We start from the raw sequence: 15,172 nt of genomic DNA on the forward strand, positions 1-15,172 counted from the left end.
ACCGATTCTTCACCGGAACCGGAAGAAGCGTTCGGCGAACGCTTCCTTCGATTCCACCCTCAGGAGCAGGCGGCGCCTACTCCATGAACAACGACGAGACGGAATCCTCGTTACTGATGCGGCGCATGGTCTCGGCCAGCAGACCGGCCACGCCCAGTTGCCGGATCTTGGGGCACGCCCGGGCTTCCTCGCGCAGCGGAATGGTGTCGGTGACCACGATCTCGTCCAGCACCGAATCCGCGATGCGCTGCACGGCCTTGCCGGACAGCACCGGGTGGATACAGTAGGCGAGCACCTTGGCCGCGCCTTTTTCCTTGAGGGCGCGCGCCGCTTCGCACAGCGTGTTGGCGGTGTCGACCATGTCGTCCATGATGAGACAGGTACGGCCGGCGACATCGCCGATGATGTTCATGACCGTCGCCACATTGGGGCGCGGACGGCGCTTGTCGATGATGGCGAGGTCGGATTCGAGGCGCTTGGCCAGGGCACGGGCGCGAACCACGCCACCGACGTCCGGCGAGACCACGATGAGATCCTGGAACCCCTGCTTCCAGACATCCCCCAGCAGAATGGGTGCGGCGTAGATGTTGTCCACGGGGATGTCGAAGAAGCCCTGGATCTGGTCGGCGTGCAGGTCCATGGTCAGCAGCCGGTCGACACCGACCGACTGGAGCATGTTCGCAACGACCTTGGCGCTGATGGCCACCCGGGCGGAGCGCGGCCGGCGATCCTGGCGCGCATAACCGAAGTAGGGGATTGCCGCGGTGATGCGCCCGGCGGACGAACGCTTGAGCGCGTCGACCATCAGCATCACTTCCATCAGGCTGTCGTTGGTGGGGTTGCAGGTGGACTGCAGCACGAAGACGTCCTTCCCGCGGACGTTCTCCAGCAGTTCCACCATCACCTCGCCATCGCTGAACCGCCCGACGGTGGCGCGGCCCAGGTGGATGTTCAGGTTCTTGCAGACGTCTTCGGCAAGCCGCGGATTCGCGTTGCCGGTGAACACCATCAGGCTGTCGTAGGCCATGAGCGGTCAGTAGGGCGGGCTGTGGTGGCTGGGGAGGAAGGATTCGAACCTTCGAATGCCGGAATCAAAATCCGGTGCCTTAACCAACTTGGCGACTCCCCAATATCTTCGACTACGTACCCGGCTCCAGCAGGGGGTGAGTGTCCATTCCCTGAGCAACGAACCCCCGCCAGTTCACAGGCTTTCTGTCCCACACCGATTGCGCTTCGCGCAGGGACGGGAACCCGCAAAACACGCTGGCGCCCGAACCGGTCATCCGGGCGGGACCGAAGCTTTCCAGCCAGGCGAGCGCTTCGGCCACTTCAGGGTACAGCCTGCAAACGACCGGCTGCAGATCGTTGCGGGTATGCCCCGAAAAAAAGGTCGCCATTCTGACTGGATCACTATGGCGCGTCAATTCCGGATGACTGAAAACCGCCGCCGTGGACACGTGCACGGGCGGGTTGATGACCACGTACCACGCCGGCGGCAGCTCGATGGCCTGAAGCTTCTCGCCCACGCCTTCCGCGAATGCGCTGCGCCCGAACACGAAAACCGGCACGTCGGCCCCGAGCCGCAATCCCAGCGCCTGGAGCCGTCCCCGCTCCAGACCGGTGCGCCAGAGCACGTTCAGGGCGATCAGCGTGGTGGCCGCGTCCGAACTGCCGCCCCCCACCCCGCCACCGAAGGGCAGCCGCTTGAGGAGATGGATGTCCGCTCCGAGCCGGCTGCCGGTCTCGGCCTGCAGCAGCCGGGCCGCCCGGACCACGAGATCGTCCTCCGGCGGCACTTCGGCCGGCCCCGATGCGCGGCGGATCAGCCCGTCCTCGCGCACTTCGAAGCGCAGGTCGTCGCCATGGTCCAGAAAGCGGAAGACCGTCTGCAGTGTGTGGTATCCGTCCGGCCGGCGGCCGGTCACGTGCAGGAAGAGGTTGAGCTTGGCCGGCGCCGGCCAGATTTCCCTCAAGGATTCAACTCCGGTTCGCCCCAGTGGCTGGCGATCAGCTTCACCTTGAGACCGGGCTTCTCCAGGTCGAGCCGTTCAGGCAGCAACGGCGCCTTGGACGCGAAATACGACCGGTAGGTCACGCGCCACTGCCCCTGGGACAGCCGGACGGGCCGCCCTTCGGGACCGGATTCGACGTCGGCGGCGCCGGCACCGGGCGCCGGCCGGGTAAAGAGCCAGAACGGCAGTTCGGTCAGGGGCAGTTCCCAGCCGAGGATGCGGAGGGAGAGCGTCTGGGCATCGGGTTCCTCCGCGCGCTTGCCGTCGGCGGTTTCGAGGATCGCCCCGGCAGGCTCCCGCAAGAGCCTCGCGTGGAGTGTGCCGATGGGCGTGAACAGCTCGACCCGGTCGCGCTCACCGGCATGCTGCCAGCGGAATGTGCCGCTGTAGCCGTCGTCGCCGTAACGCACGGCGATCTTGCCTTCGAGTTCGAAACGCTCGGGCACCGGCTTGCCTTCCACAGGGGGCTTCTTGAACAGGAAGGCACAACCGTTCAGGGCCAGCGCCACCCCGGTCAGTGCCGCCAGGCGGCCGACGGCGGCGCGCCGGCCTGAATCGGCAGCGCCGGGAGCGCATGGGCGGGCCGGGAGAAGGAGCGTCCGGGAAATCACGGTGTCGGCAGTGCGCCGGCAGCGGCCCGGGTCACTTGAGCAGCTTGGCGACGACGCCCTTCAACTCTTCGTTCGTGGGGTGGTCCTGCAGGGCGGTGCGCAGCAACTGCTCGGCTTCGCCCTTCTGCCCTTTCATCCACATCACTTCGCCCAGATGCGCGGCGATCTCGGGGTCCTGGCGCTGGGCATAGGCGCGGCGAAGGAAGTCCAGGCCCTCGTCGAGCCGGCCCTGCCGGTAGTGGACCCAGCCCATGCTGTCGAGAATGAAGGCATCGTTGGGCGACAGCGTGAGCGCCTTCTCGATGTAACCCTGCGCTTCCTCCAGCCGGAGGTTGCGATCGGCCAGCGTGTAACCCAGCGCGTTGTAGGCCTGCGCATGGTCGGGCTTGAGCTCGATGAGCCGCTTCAGGTTGCGCTCGAGCACGTCGATGCGGTTGAGCTTCTCGGCGGCCATTGCCACGTCGTACAGCAGGTCCTGGTTGTCCGGCTGGGCGTCCAACGCGCCGTTCACGACATCGAAGGCTTCCTGGTATTGCGAGGCCTCGCGCAACACCTGGGCCTCGGCCTGGATCAGCATCGTCTTCTGCTGGTCGTTCTGCACATCCAGCGACTGCAGATACTTGCGCGCCTCGTCCACACGGTTCTGCTTGCCCAGGATCATCGCGTAGCGCGTGGCCGCCGGAACCGCCTGCTCTCCCGACTGGACCTTCGAGTAGTAATCCAGCGCCTCGTCGAACTGCTTGCGCTCCTCCGCGAGTTGACCGAGGTAGAAGCGCAGGCTGTCGGGATCGCGGTAGTTGAGCTCGAGCGCGCGTTTCAGCTTGGCTTCGGCCGCCGCGAAGTCCTGCATCTGCATCGACAGCAGGCCGATCATCACGACCACTTCCGAGTTGCCGGGCAGTTCCTTCTCGAGCAGCTGGAACTCCTGCCGGGCTTCCTTCGGGTGACGGTCCGCGGCCAGCAGGCGCGCGTACAGCAGGCGGGCATCCCTGGCCTTGGGATTGAGGGCGACGAAGCTCTTGAGGTACTCGGCGGCCTTGGCCAGCGACGTGCGCTGGAGCGACTGCGCCTTCAGCAGGGCCGCCGGTTCGAGGTCGGGCTTGATGCGAAGCGCCTCGGCGAGCTCGGTTTCGGCGAGGTCGTAGTTCTCCATCCCGAAAGCCGACTGGGCGACGGCCAGATGCGCCTCGGCGACGCCGGGATAGGGCTGAGCGAGTTCCTGGATCAGCTTGAGCGCCGCGGCCTTGTCGGGGTAACGGCTCAGGAGCGGATGCAGTTGCAGAAACAGGGAACCGGCGCGCCCCTTGTCGGCGGCCAGCAGCTTCTGCAGCAGCGGCTTGGCGTCGGAAATCTTGTTGTTGCCCACGAGCGTGGCGATGAGCGTCTGCCGCGCCTGCTGGGAATCGGGTTCGATCTCCAGCCACACACTGGCGGCCTCCGCGGCGATGTCGCCGAAGCGGCCGTACATGGCGATTTCGGTCGCGCGCCGGGCCACGCGGGGATCGCGGGTGGATTGGGCAAGTTCGAGATAGGCGCGCGACGCGAGCCGGACGTTGCCACGCTGCCCGGCGATCTCCGCGAGCAGGAACTTGTAGAGGAATTCCCGGGTCAGCGCATGCGACGGCAGGCGGCCGGGCTTCTCCGTGTCGGCCGGCGCGCCGGCCGAGGGCTGGATGCCGACTTCTTCGGCCCCGTCCGTCTGGGCGAGCAGCAGCGCGTCAGGAAACCGCGGCCCGGCGGACAGGCGATCCACGCCGTGCTGCACGGGAATGCGGTACTTGCCATGCTGCGCGCACGCCGGCAGCGACAGTGTCAGGGCGACGAAGAGGACTTGGAGGCGCATGGGCATGACGACACCGATGAAGAAGTTGACGGGTGGGCCGGCGGGGAGGATCGGCCTTCGCGCGCGCCTGTCTTAGAGACACCCCACGCGCCTTAGTTCTTGGACGCGCCGGGCCAGTTTAGGTATATTTCGGAGCACTCACAAGCTGCGCACCGCTGTCGTGACCGTGCGCGGCACCGATTCAAACCCGATCCATTCAAATCCCTTAACGTTGCCTTGAACGCCGGACTTGAGCCGACCCTATCCGCATTGAAGCTCGTGCGGAACTTCGGTACGCGCCACGCCGTCTCGGACGTCTCGCTCACGTTGCAGCGGGGAGAGGTCCTCGGCCTGCTCGGGCCGAACGGCGCGGGCAAGACCACCACCATGCAGATGATCACGGGGAACCTGGCGCCTACGGCCGGGGAGATCCGCGTCTGCGGCGTCGACCTGCTGGAATCCCCCACGCGCGCCAAGGCGCGGATCGGCTACCTGCCCGAGACGCCTCCGCTGTACCGCGACTTCTCCGTCGACGAATACCTGCGCACCGCGGCCCGGCTGCACCGCGTGCCCCGCGGCAAGATCGCCGAGGCCGTTCAGCGCGCGAAGACCCGGTGCGGCCTGCCGGACATGGGACATCGCCTGATCGGCACGCTGTCCAAGGGGTATCAGCAGCGCGTCGGAATCGCGCAGGCCATCGTGCACGATCCGGACGTGGTGGTGCTTGACGAGCCGACCGTGGGTCTGGACCCCAACCAGATCCGCGAGATCCGCGCGCTGATCCGCGAGCTGGCCGCCAGCCACAGCGTGATCCTTTCCACGCACATCCTGCCCGAGGTCGAGACGGTGTGCGACCGCGTGCAGATCCTGAGCGCCGGACGCGTGGTCTACACCGACACCATCGCGGCGCTGAAGCAGCACCGCGGCGGTCATGCGCTGACCGTCGCCTTCCGCCGGCCGCCCGCGGTCGAGCGTCTGTCCTCGCTGGCAGGCGTCAAGGCAGCGGAGGCCCTGGGTGGCGCGCACTTCCGTCTGTTCCACGAACCCGCCGAAGATCCCACGGACCTGCTGGTGCGCACGAGCGTGGAACAGGACTGGGGGCTCACGGAGCTGACGCCCGTCGAGACGTCGCTGGAGGAAGTGTTCGTGCAACTGACTCAGCGCGAGGAAGAGAACGCTCCCGCTGCATCCGCGGAGACGGCCGCGCCATGATCTTCGTCATCGCCGCCAAGGAACTGCGCAGCCTGTTCGGCTCTCCGCTCGCGTGGGTGGTGCTCGCCGTGCTGCAGATCATCTTCGGCTACAGCTTTCTCGTGGGGCTGGACCGTTTCCTGGAGATCCAGCCGCAGCTCGCCCAGTACCCCAATCCGCCCGGCGCCACCGAGCTCATCGTGAGCCCCACGTGCGGGCTCGCCGCGATCATCCTGCTCATGATCGTGCCCCTGCTCTCCATGCGCCTCATCGCGGAAGAACGCCGCAACCAGACGCTCACCTTCCTGCTGTCCGCGCCGGTGAGCATCACGCAAATCGTGCTCGGCAAGTTCCTCGGGCTGGTCACGTTCCTGCTGCTCGCGTGCGTCTTGCTGGCCGTGATGGCCGTATCGCTGTACGCCGGCGGCCGGATCGACCTGGGGCTCGTGGGCGCCAATCTGCTGGGGCTCGTGCTGCTCGCCAGCGCGTTCGCCGCGGTGGGCCTGTACCTGTCGTCGCTGACCGCGCAACCGGTCGTCGCCGCCGTCTCCGCCTTCGCGGCCCTGCTGCTGCTGTGGATCATCAACATGGGCGCGTCGGACCCGAACAGCCCCATGCACCTGCTGTCGCTGCTCAAGCACTACGAGAGTTTCGCCAAGGGGACCTTCCACACGGGCGACTTCGCGTACTTCGTGCTGCTGACCGGGCTGTTCCTCGCCCTGAGCGTCCGCCGTCTCGACCGCGACCGGCTCGCCGCATGATCGTCTCCCGCCGCACCCGCATCGCCCATCTCATCCAGAACGGCGTCTTCGCCGCCCTGCTGGTCGCCGCCGTTCTCCTGGTCGCGCCGCTCGCGCAGCGCCACTTCAAGGACTGGGCTCTCACGCAGAACTCGCGCAACAGCCTGAGCGAAGGCAGCGTGCAGACGCTCGCATTGCTGAAGGGCCCCGTGCGGATCACCGGCTATGCCACCGAGCAGAACCCCACGCTGGGCAACCTCCGCCTGCGGATCGCCGATTTCATCGGCAGATACCAGCGCGTGAAGAAGGACATCGAGGTCGCCTTCATCGATCCGCGCGAGCAGCCCAAGGCCGTGAGCGCGGCCAACATCCGCGTCGACGGCGAGATGATCGTCGAGTACGACGGCCGCAGCGAACACCTCACGAGCCTGGACGAGCAGTCGCTCACGAACCTGCTCGCGCGGCTCGCGCGGAAGACCGAACGGACGATCATGTTCCTGGACGGTCATGGCGAGCGCAAACCGTCCGGCATCGCGAATCACGATCTCGGCGAGTTCGGCAAGCGGCTCGAAACGAAAGGCTTCAAGGTGAGCCCGCTCAATCTCGCCGCCGCCCAGCAGGTGCCGGACAACGCCGCCGTGCTGGTGATCGCGAATCCCCAGGTGGATCTGCTGCCGGTGGAAGTCGAGAAGATCAAGGCATGGATCGAGAAGGGCGGCAGCATCTTCTGGATGATCGACCAGGAACCATTGCACGGCCTGCAGCCCATCGCGGACCTGCTGCGCCTGCAGCTCGGGCCCGGCGTCGTCGTGGACCCGGCCGCCAACGCGCTGAAGGCCTCCGCCACGCTGTCCATCGCATTCGCGTACGGCAATCATCCGGCGACGCGCGACTTCGCGTTGAACTCCGCCTTCCCCAGCGCACGCCGCATCGCGGTGGCGGACGACGACCGCACCTGGCGGGTCACGCCCCTGGTGGAAGTGGCGCAGTCCGGCTGGGTGGAGATGGGCGAACTGAGCGGCGACGTGGGCTTCGACAAGGCCCGGGACATCAAGGGGCCGATCACGGTCGTCGCGGCGCTGGAGCGCGAGGTCGAGGGCAAGTCGCAACGCATCGTCGTGACGGGCAGCGGACACTTCCTCGCCAACACGTATGCAGGGCTGCTGGGCAACCTGGACCTGGGCATCAATTTCATCAACTGGCTCTCGGGCGACGAGAACCTGATCACGCTGCAGCCCAAGGCCATCATCGACGGTTCGCTCACGCTGTCGCGTTCGGAACTGCTGTTCCTGATGCTCACCTTCCTGCTCGCGATTCCCGGCGCCTTCCTGTTCACCGGCGGCATGATCTGGTGGCGCCGCCGCCACAGCTGACCCGGCGGCGGCGGCCGTCCGATCCATGAAGCGATCCCTCGTCATCAATCTCCTGCTGGCCCTCGTGGTCGCCGGACTCGGCGCCTGGATGGTCCTGCAACCCGGCGAAAAGACCGAGCCGCAGTCGGCTCTGTCCACGTTGAAGCGCGACGACATCACCTCGGTCCGCATCGTGCGCAAGGATCTGCCGGAGTTCGTGCTGGAGCGCCAGGGCAAGCAATGGAAGCAGACGGCGCCCTTCCCTGCCCGTGTCGACAACTCGCAGATCGGCCGCCTCGTGGATCTGACGGCGGCGACTTCGAAGCAGAAGCTCCCCGCGACCGATCTCGCGCGCTTCGAACTCGACCAGCCGTTCGCCCGTGTGACGCTGAACAAGCAGGAGTTCGCGTTCGGCACGGTGAACTCGCTCACCAACGAGCAGTACGTGTTGACGGACGGCGCCGTGTACCTGATCACGCCCACGTTCGGATTCGGCCTGCCCACGCGGCCCGATTCGCTCGCCTCGCACATGCTGCTCGCGGAGGACGAAGTACCGGCGGGAATCACCGTGGGCAACATGAGCGCGCTGCCCAAGGACGGCAAGCTCGTGCTGTCTCCCGCGCCCGCGGAGGCCGAACGTCCGTCACAGGACGAACTGCAGCAGTGGATCGAAGAATGGCGTTACGCGTCGAGTCTCGCCACGCAGCCCGTCGGCGAAGTCCCCAAGGGGGATGTCGCGAAACTCGTGCTGAAGGACGGCCGCACCGTCGAGTTCGTGATCGCGCAGCGCGTGCCGCAACTCGTGCTGGTGCGTCCAGACGAGAAGCTGCAATTCGTCTTCGCGGCCGAACAGGCAGGCCGTCTGTTCGCGCCGTCCCGTAAGAAATAACCCGCCGTGCCGGAACTGCCGGAGGTCGAAACCACCCGGCGCTCGCTGGAAAGCCGGTTGCTGGGGCGCCGCATCGTCGGTGTGACCGTGCGCGACCGGCGGTTGCGCTGGCCGGTCCCGGAAACGCTGCCGCAGGATCTCATCGGAGCCAGTGTCAGGGCCCTGCGCCGGCGAGCGAAGTATCTTCTGCTCGAGACGGACCGCGGCACGGTGATGGTCCACCTGGGAATGTCCGGCAGCCTCACCGTGGTGGACGCCGCCGTGCCCGCCGTGAAGCACGACCATGTGGACATCCAGCTCGACGACGGCCGGATCGTGCGCTATCACGATCCGCGGCGTTTCGGCAGCATCCACTGGCTGCCCCCGGGCGAAGACGCGCATCCCCTGCTGGCGCAGCTGGCGCCGGAGCCCCTCACCGTGGAATTCGATGGCCGGTACCTCCATGCCGTCACGCGCGCCCGCGCCGCCGCGATCAAGCTGGTGATCATGAACGGCACGCTGGTCACGGGCGTCGGCAACATCTACGCCTCGGAAGCGCTGCATCGGGCACGCATCAATCCGAAGACGCCCGCGCGGCGGCTCTCCCGAGCGCGCTGTGACGTTCTTGCCGAGGCCATCAAGGAAACGCTGCGACGCGCCATCGAAGCGGGCGGATCGACCTTGCGCGATTACGTGAACGGCGACGGCAGCCCGGGGTATTTCCAGATGGAATCGGCCGTGTACGGCCGCGAAGGCGAAGCCTGCCCGCGATGCGGTGCGGCGGTGCGCATGTTCCGGCAGGGCCAGCGCGCCACCTTCTATTGCGCGGGCTGCCAGCGGTAGCGTCCCTGGTGGGACCGGTCGCGGACCGGCGAGGCGCCGGGGGCGCCCCGCGGCCACCGCCGCGTTTCACGCAGCGCACGTCCCATGCCGAGCCGCGCGCCCCTGGCCGTGGGACGGACCGGCCTAGGCGCTGCGCGCCTGCGCCGGCAGCAGATCGTCCAGGAAGTCTTCGTCGGCCAGATGCACGCCGCCGGCCATGAGGCTGGCCTTCTTCTCCGCGGCCTTGCGGACAGTCTCGACCAGCGTGTCCCGCGTCACCGGTTTGGAGAGATAGTCGTCCATGCCCGCGGCCAGGCACAGTTCGCGGTCACCCTTCATCGCGTTGGCGGTGAGCGCCACGATGAACGTCCTGGGCCGTCCCCACGCGCCCTGTCCTTCCAGTTCGCGCACGCGGATCTCCCGTGTCGCCTCGAACCCGTCCATCACGGGCATCTGGCAATCCATGAGGACCAGGTCGTAGGCCAGACCTTCCACCATCGCGATGGCTTCGGAACCGTCCTGTGCGAGATCGAAGGTGCAGCCCATCTTGTGCAGCATGGCGCACGCGATCTTCTGGTTGACCGGGTTGTCCTCCACCACCAGCACGTGCAACCCCGAGCCCGGCAGCGCCGGCGTGTCGGTCGCGACCACGACCGTTTCCGGCGCCGGCTCGTCTCTCGCGGCGAGCGCGATCTGCAGGCTCTGCAGCAGAGGCTGCAGCCGCACGGGCTTGATGACGTAGCCGTCCACGGCCTTGAGACGTGGTGCCTCGAGCGCCGCCTGCGACACGCTCATGAGCCACACGATGCGCGGCTGGCGCGCGTACGGCAGCGCGTGCATGGCATCGACGAAGCGTGCCGCGTCGTCCGCAGTGTCGGGAAAACTCACCAGCACTGCGTCGAACGGCGAATCGTTGTCGCATGCTTCCTGCGCCAGACGTGCGGCCTCGACGGTGTCGGACGCGCACGTGGTGATCGCCGCGAAGCTCTCCAGGCTGGAGGCGAGCGATTCGCGCGTGGCGATGCGGCTTTCGACGATCAGCAGGCGTTTGCCCTGCATCTCCGCCGCACCCGGCATTTCGACCGGAACATCGACCGTGAGGGAAGGCAGGCGCGCCGTGAACCAGAAGGTGGAGCCGGCCCCCTCGGTGCTGTCGACGCCGCATTGGCCGCCCATGAGCGCGGACAGCCGCTTGACGATGGCCAGACCGAGCCCCGTTCCGCCGTACTGCCGCGTGGTGGACACGTCGGCCTGCGAGAATGCCTCGAACACCGTGCCGAGCTTGGCCGCGGGAATGCCGATGCCGGTATCCACCACTTCGAAGCGCACCAGTTCGGGATTGGCCGAAGTCCCGAACTCCATCCGGATCGTCACCGAGCCGGCGGCCGTGAACTTGATGGCATTGCCGACCAGATTGCTCAGCACCTGACGCAGCCGGCCGGGGTCGCCCAGCACCAGGTGCTGCGAATAGGCCGGCAGGCGGCTCACCAGTTCGAGCCCCTTGGCGTCGGCGCGCTCGGCGAGCAGTTCGACGACGTCCTCGATGACCATGCGCGGATCGAAGGCGACCGATTCCAGTTCCATGCGGCCCGCCTCGATCTTGGAGAAATCGAGAATGTCGTTGATCACGGAAAGGAGCGAGCGGCCGGAACGCGCGATGGTGTCCACGAGCGTGTGCTGTTCGCTGCGCAGTTCGGTGTCGAGCAGAAGTTCGGCGGCGCCCAGCACACCGTTCATGGGCGTGCGGATCTCGTGGCTCATGACAGCCAGGAAGTCGCTCTTCGCCCGGCTTGCGGTCTCTGCCGCCTCGCGCGCCTCGCGCGCCTCTTCGATCGCCAGGCCGAGTTCGCGGTTGATGGACGACAGCTGTTCCGCCCGTGCGGTGACGTCGCGCACCATGGCATTGAAGACCTGCCCCAGTTGCGCGATCTCGCCGCTGCCTTCCACGGCCAGCGGACTGGGCACGTGACCGCCCGCCAGTGCGAGACTCGCCTCGCTCAGGCGTTCAAGCGGCTGGGCGATGCGCCGGCTCAACCATGCGGTGACCAGCAGCGATGCGACCGCGGAGGCGAGCGTGGCGAGGAGGAGGATTCCCACGCCGCGGCGGCTGATGGCGGCGAGCTCGCGCTCGGCCGACAACGACGCCAGTTCCGCCTTGCGGCCGATCTCCTCCGTGGTGCGCAGGATTTCCCGGGTGGTGTCCAGGAACGCCGCGGTCTTCACCTCCACCGCCGTCTGCAGTTCGGTGAGGTCCACGTGCCGCGCGAGATACGCGGAGGCCAGCCGCCTCATTGCCTTGGTTGCGGCAGGGTGCGCCACGATGGACGACACGGTGATGCGCGCCCGGTCGAAGTACTCGGCCCTTCCGAACGCGAGGTAGTTCTGCAGCGCCGATTCGAGATCGTGCGCAAGCTCCTGCAGCCGGCGGTCGCCGGTGCGCTCCGCCATTGCGGCGATCGCGCCGACGCGCGTGCGCAGATCGGTCTCGAGCCCGTCGCCGGCGGCCCGCATGGCAATCTTCTGCAGCGCCTCGTTGAAACCCATCTCGTAGCCGTCGAACAGCCCGGCCAGCTGGTCCGACACCGCTTCGAACTCGCGTCTCTCGTCCACGCCCGTGGCATGCGCGCGGATGCTCGCGAGTTGGGCCCTCGCTTCCTTCAGGCGCAGACGCAGGGCCGTCACGTGCTCCTCGACCGCCGGTTGCAGGCCGGCGGTGTGCCACTCCTGCAGGAAGGCCTGTTCGGAAACGCGCACCAGCAGAAAGGCCTTCTGGACCTGCAGTCCGGCCTCGCGCAGCTGGCTGGTCCGGACGAGCATGGTCTCCATGCCGGCCTGGAGATTCCTGAGACTCATGTAGCCGGCAAGGGCGATGGAGGCGCCCAGGACGACCACCACACCCACCGCCGCCAGCAACTGGGTGCGCAGGGAAAGGCCCTGCAGACGGACGGCAAACCGGCGGAGCGCGCCTCGCGTCACGGCGTCCCCCTTTGACGATGGGCCGGGCGCTCCAGAATCCTGCTCCACGCCTCGTCGTACAGCACGGCAACGTTGGTCCCCACGTCGGTAAGGGAAAACAGGCGGTGCCGCATCTCGTCGGTCATTCCCAGACGCTGCCGCTCGGCCGGCGTCATGAGGGCCTGGGCTGCCCGGTTCGGCGTGGGATATCGCGTTTCGCGCGAGAGGACCGCACCGTTGGCGCCGTCGAGGATGAAGTCGATGAATCGTTCCGCCGTGGCCTTGTGAGGCGCGCCACGCGCGATGCAAAGGCTGTCGGTCACGAGCAGCGACCCTTCGGCGGGCACGGCATGGGCCAGGTGGGGATGCTTCTGTTCCGCCGTCACCATGTCGCCTTCCCACTCAAGCACGATGTCGGCCTCGCCCGCGATCAGGAGATCCTGCACGGTGTCATCGGCGAAGGAGTGGATGTGCGAACGATGGTCGAGAAGGAAGTCGCGGGCCTTGGCGATCTCCACCGGATTCGTGGTGTTGGGGCTGTACCCGAGCATCAGCAGGATGATGCCGATGCTTTCGCGATTGTCGGCCAGCAGCGCGACGCGGCCCCTGTGGCGGGGATCGAAGAGGTCCGCCCAGTGGCGGATCGGGGTGCTCACCCGGCGCTTGTCGTAGCCTACGACGAGCTTGGACCAGAGGTACGCCACACAGTAGCGGCTCCCCGGATCGTGAGTCGGGCTCATGAACAGGGGATCCAGATTGCGGAGATTGGGAATGCGCGACTTGTCCAGGGTCGCGAGCATGCCCTTGCCACGAAGCTGGGCGACGGCGTAGCTGGTCGGGACGATGATGTCGTGATGACCGGGATTGTCCAGCACCGCGCGGAACAGCTCCTCGGTGGATCCGTAGGTGGAATACTCGATCCGCACGCCGTAGCGCGCGCGGAACTGCTCGAGCAGTTGCGGTGCGATGTAGTCGGCCCAGTTGAAGATGCGCAGCACGCGCTCCTCGGCCGGCGCGGCGTCGGACTGCTTCTCGGACCCGGCGGCAACCGATCCGCCGCCCCACGTGGCGACGATCCCCCACAGGGCGATGCCTGCGGCCCGGAGCACGCGCCTGACGGTGATCAACGGTACCCCCGTAGCTCGGACGGGCCTCGAAGAGCGCGGCGCAACGGCGCACGGGACGAGCGCGCCCGTCCGGATGACGATGAGGTGCTTCCACCCATGCTGCAGTCGCGGTTCCATTGTTCTGCCGCGCCTTTTCCCTCCCGGACGGGAGAGAGCAGGAGGCCGGCTCTCGATCGACAGATGATCGGCGCAGTACCTGTCATCTTGAGTGGTGAATTTGCCAGAGGGTCCCGACGCAGGCCTCGAGGCAGGCTGCCTGCAGGGCCGAAGACACCGGGTTGCAGCCGTGGCAAGCGACACCTGCCCGGCCTTGCGGGCAGGACGGCCCGCGGCCAAGCTATCAGGAACTCTTTCAGCTTCTGCTGCTCGGACCCTGCCCGGCATCGACTCGGCGCTGCCCTGCCCCGCTCCTCATGAAGATCCTGCCTTCCCTCCTGTGTCTGGTCCTCCAATGCCTGGCCGCGAGCGCTCTTGCTGCGGACCGCATGACCCTCTGCCTGAACTGGTCGCCCGGGGCCGATCACGCACCGCTGTACTTCGCACGCAGCGAAGGCTGGTTCGCCGATGCCGGGCTGGCGGCCACGCTCGTTCCCGGGGGTGGCTCGGTGGATGCGCTGTCACGCCTGGGACGCGGCGAGTGCGATGCGGCCGTGGCGGATTTCGGTGCGGTGCAGGCATCGCCCACCCATGACAACGCCCCGGTGGCCGTCATGGCGATCGTTTCCGAGTCTCCGCTGGCTTTCCTGTCGGGGCGGACCGCCCCGCTCCGAGGCCTGGAGGACCTGCGAGGTGCAAGGATCGCGGCGGATCCGAACGAACTGGCCCGCCGGCTGTGGCCGTATCTCCTCGCCCTCAACGGAAAGGAGGATCTGACGGTGACTTGGGTGGACGCCCCGAACAACTCCAAGGTGGATGCCTTGCTGACAGGCAGGGCGGACGTGGCGGCCAGTACGTTCTACCACCATGTCCTCGAGTTCGAATCCGCCTTCGGCGATCGGCTTCGCAGCCTGGCATGGCGCGATCTGGGGGTGAACCCTTACGGCAACGTGCTGGTGTTCGCGCGGCGGACGATCGCGGAGTCACCACGCCAGGTGGCGCGGACCGTGGAGATCGTCCAACGCGCCTACGCCGCATGCGTGCGCGCGGCATCACCTTGTCTGGATGCGCTGCTCGCGGCGAACTCCCATCTCGACGGAGCCGTCGAATCCTCGAAGTGGCGGCTGGTCAGCCCGCTGATCGCGCCGCCACGACGCCGAGGGGAGACCCTCGGCACGTTCGAGGAGAACAGGATCGGGGCCACGGCAAAGCGTGCGGAGGTCCCCGCAGATCCGCGCTGGACCAACGAATTCCTGTCGACTGCACACGTGATCCCCTGAGAACCTCGAAGCAACTGCGAAGAGTCCGGCTAACCGCCCTTGGCCTTCTGGAGCATCAAGGCGCGGTACTTCACCTCGAGCTGGTCCTTCGATTCGGCCACGTCCGGATCGGGCAGGACGCAGTCGACCGGGCAGACCTCCTGGCACTGCGGCTGCGCGAAGTGACCGACGCACTCGGTGCAGCGCTGCGGGTCGATCACGAAGATCAGCTCGCGCATGGAGATGGCGTCGTTCGGGCATTCGGGCGCGCAAACGTCGCAGTTGATGCATTCGTCGGTGATCAGCAGCGCCATGGT

13 protein-coding genes and 1 tRNA gene are annotated in these 15,172 nt (G+C 67.2%); 6 read left to right on the top strand and 8 right to left on the bottom strand.

The features are described from left to right. Nucleotides 1–76: 76 nt before the first annotated feature. The 5 genes from IPK20_01555 to IPK20_01575 form a co-directional block, all read right to left on the bottom strand. Nucleotides 77–1,027 carry a ribose-phosphate pyrophosphokinase gene (locus tag IPK20_01555; protein ID MBK8015501.1) on the bottom strand — a complete coding sequence of 317 codons (951 nt, stop codon included), beginning with the start codon at nt 1,025–1,027 and terminating at the stop codon, nt 77–79. Between the two features lie 25 nt (nt 1,028–1,052). Continuing rightward, nucleotides 1,053–1,129: transfer RNA gene (locus tag IPK20_01560), tRNA-Gln, on the bottom strand. Between the two features lie 10 nt (nt 1,130–1,139). Further along, entirely contained in the window at nt 1,140–1,973 is an 834-nt protein-coding gene (ispE, locus tag IPK20_01565; protein ID MBK8015502.1) for a 4-(cytidine 5'-diphospho)-2-C-methyl-D-erythritol kinase, read from the bottom strand. Further along, nucleotides 1,970–2,623, bottom strand: a complete 654-nt coding sequence (gene lolB / locus IPK20_01570) for an outer membrane lipoprotein LolB (protein MBK8015503.1) — start codon at nt 2,621–2,623, stop codon at nt 1,970–1,972. Before lolB ends, ispE begins: the two co-directional genes overlap by 4 nt. 31 nt (nt 2,624–2,654) lie before the next feature. Continuing rightward, nucleotides 2,655–4,472 carry a tetratricopeptide repeat protein gene (locus IPK20_01575; protein MBK8015504.1) on the bottom strand — a complete coding sequence of 606 codons (1,818 nt, stop codon included), beginning with the start codon at nt 4,470–4,472 and terminating at the stop codon, nt 2,655–2,657. Nucleotides 4,473–4,682: 210 nt separating this feature from the next. Here IPK20_01575 and IPK20_01580 point away from each other — a divergent pair, with 210 nt between their 5' ends. From IPK20_01580 to mutM, 5 genes are read left to right on the top strand one after another with little or no spacing between them, the layout of a single operon-like run. Then, complete coding sequence (locus tag IPK20_01580; protein ID MBK8015505.1) at nt 4,683–5,657, top strand: ATP-binding cassette domain-containing protein; 975 nt, start codon at nt 4,683–4,685, stop codon at nt 5,655–5,657. Continuing rightward, nucleotides 5,654–6,397 carry an ABC transporter permease subunit gene (locus tag IPK20_01585; GenBank protein ID MBK8015506.1) on the top strand — a complete coding sequence of 248 codons (744 nt, stop codon included), beginning with the start codon at nt 5,654–5,656 and terminating at the stop codon, nt 6,395–6,397. Before IPK20_01580 ends, IPK20_01585 begins: the two co-directional genes overlap by 4 nt. Further along, complete coding sequence (locus tag IPK20_01590) at nt 6,394–7,749, top strand: GldG family protein (protein MBK8015507.1); 1,356 nt, start codon at nt 6,394–6,396, stop codon at nt 7,747–7,749. Before IPK20_01585 ends, IPK20_01590 begins: the two co-directional genes overlap by 4 nt. 25 nt (nt 7,750–7,774) lie before the next feature. Next, nucleotides 7,775–8,617, top strand: a complete 843-nt coding sequence (locus IPK20_01595) for a DUF4340 domain-containing protein (GenBank protein ID MBK8015508.1) — start codon at nt 7,775–7,777, stop codon at nt 8,615–8,617. 6 nt (nt 8,618–8,623) lie between these two features. After that, nucleotides 8,624–9,439, top strand: a complete 816-nt coding sequence (mutM, locus tag IPK20_01600; GenBank protein MBK8015509.1) for a bifunctional DNA-formamidopyrimidine glycosylase/DNA-(apurinic or apyrimidinic site) lyase — start codon at nt 8,624–8,626, stop codon at nt 9,437–9,439. Nucleotides 9,440–9,562: 123 nt separating this feature from the next. On the opposite strand, the gene IPK20_01605 is transcribed toward mutM, so the two are convergent. Both IPK20_01605 and IPK20_01610 read right to left on the bottom strand, forming a co-directional pair. Continuing rightward, the gene (locus tag IPK20_01605; protein ID MBK8015510.1) at nt 9,563–12,394 is read right to left on the bottom strand and encodes a response regulator; all 2,832 of its coding nucleotides are present in this window, start codon (nt 12,392–12,394) and stop codon (nt 9,563–9,565) included. Next, entirely contained in the window at nt 12,391–13,500 is a 1,110-nt protein-coding gene (locus tag IPK20_01610) for a spermidine/putrescine ABC transporter substrate-binding protein (protein ID MBK8015511.1), read from the bottom strand. Before IPK20_01610 ends, IPK20_01605 begins: the two co-directional genes overlap by 4 nt. Nucleotides 13,501–13,913: 413 nt before the next feature. Between IPK20_01610 and IPK20_01615 the strand changes: the two genes are divergently transcribed. Then, nucleotides 13,914–14,876: an ABC transporter substrate-binding protein gene (locus IPK20_01615; GenBank protein MBK8015512.1), complete on the top strand. Its 963-nt coding sequence runs from the start codon at nt 13,914–13,916 to the stop codon at nt 14,874–14,876. Between the two features lie 29 nt (nt 14,877–14,905). Here IPK20_01615 and IPK20_01620 read toward each other — a convergent pair whose 3' ends face one another. Further along, nucleotides 14,906–15,169 (bottom strand): YfhL family 4Fe-4S dicluster ferredoxin, encoded by a 264-nt coding sequence (locus tag IPK20_01620; protein MBK8015513.1) that lies wholly within the window; start codon nt 15,167–15,169, stop codon nt 14,906–14,908. Nucleotides 15,170–15,172: the final 3 nt, after the last annotated feature.

Source organism: Betaproteobacteria bacterium, from assembly GCA_016713305.1.
Taxonomy (GTDB): domain Bacteria; phylum Pseudomonadota; class Gammaproteobacteria; order Burkholderiales.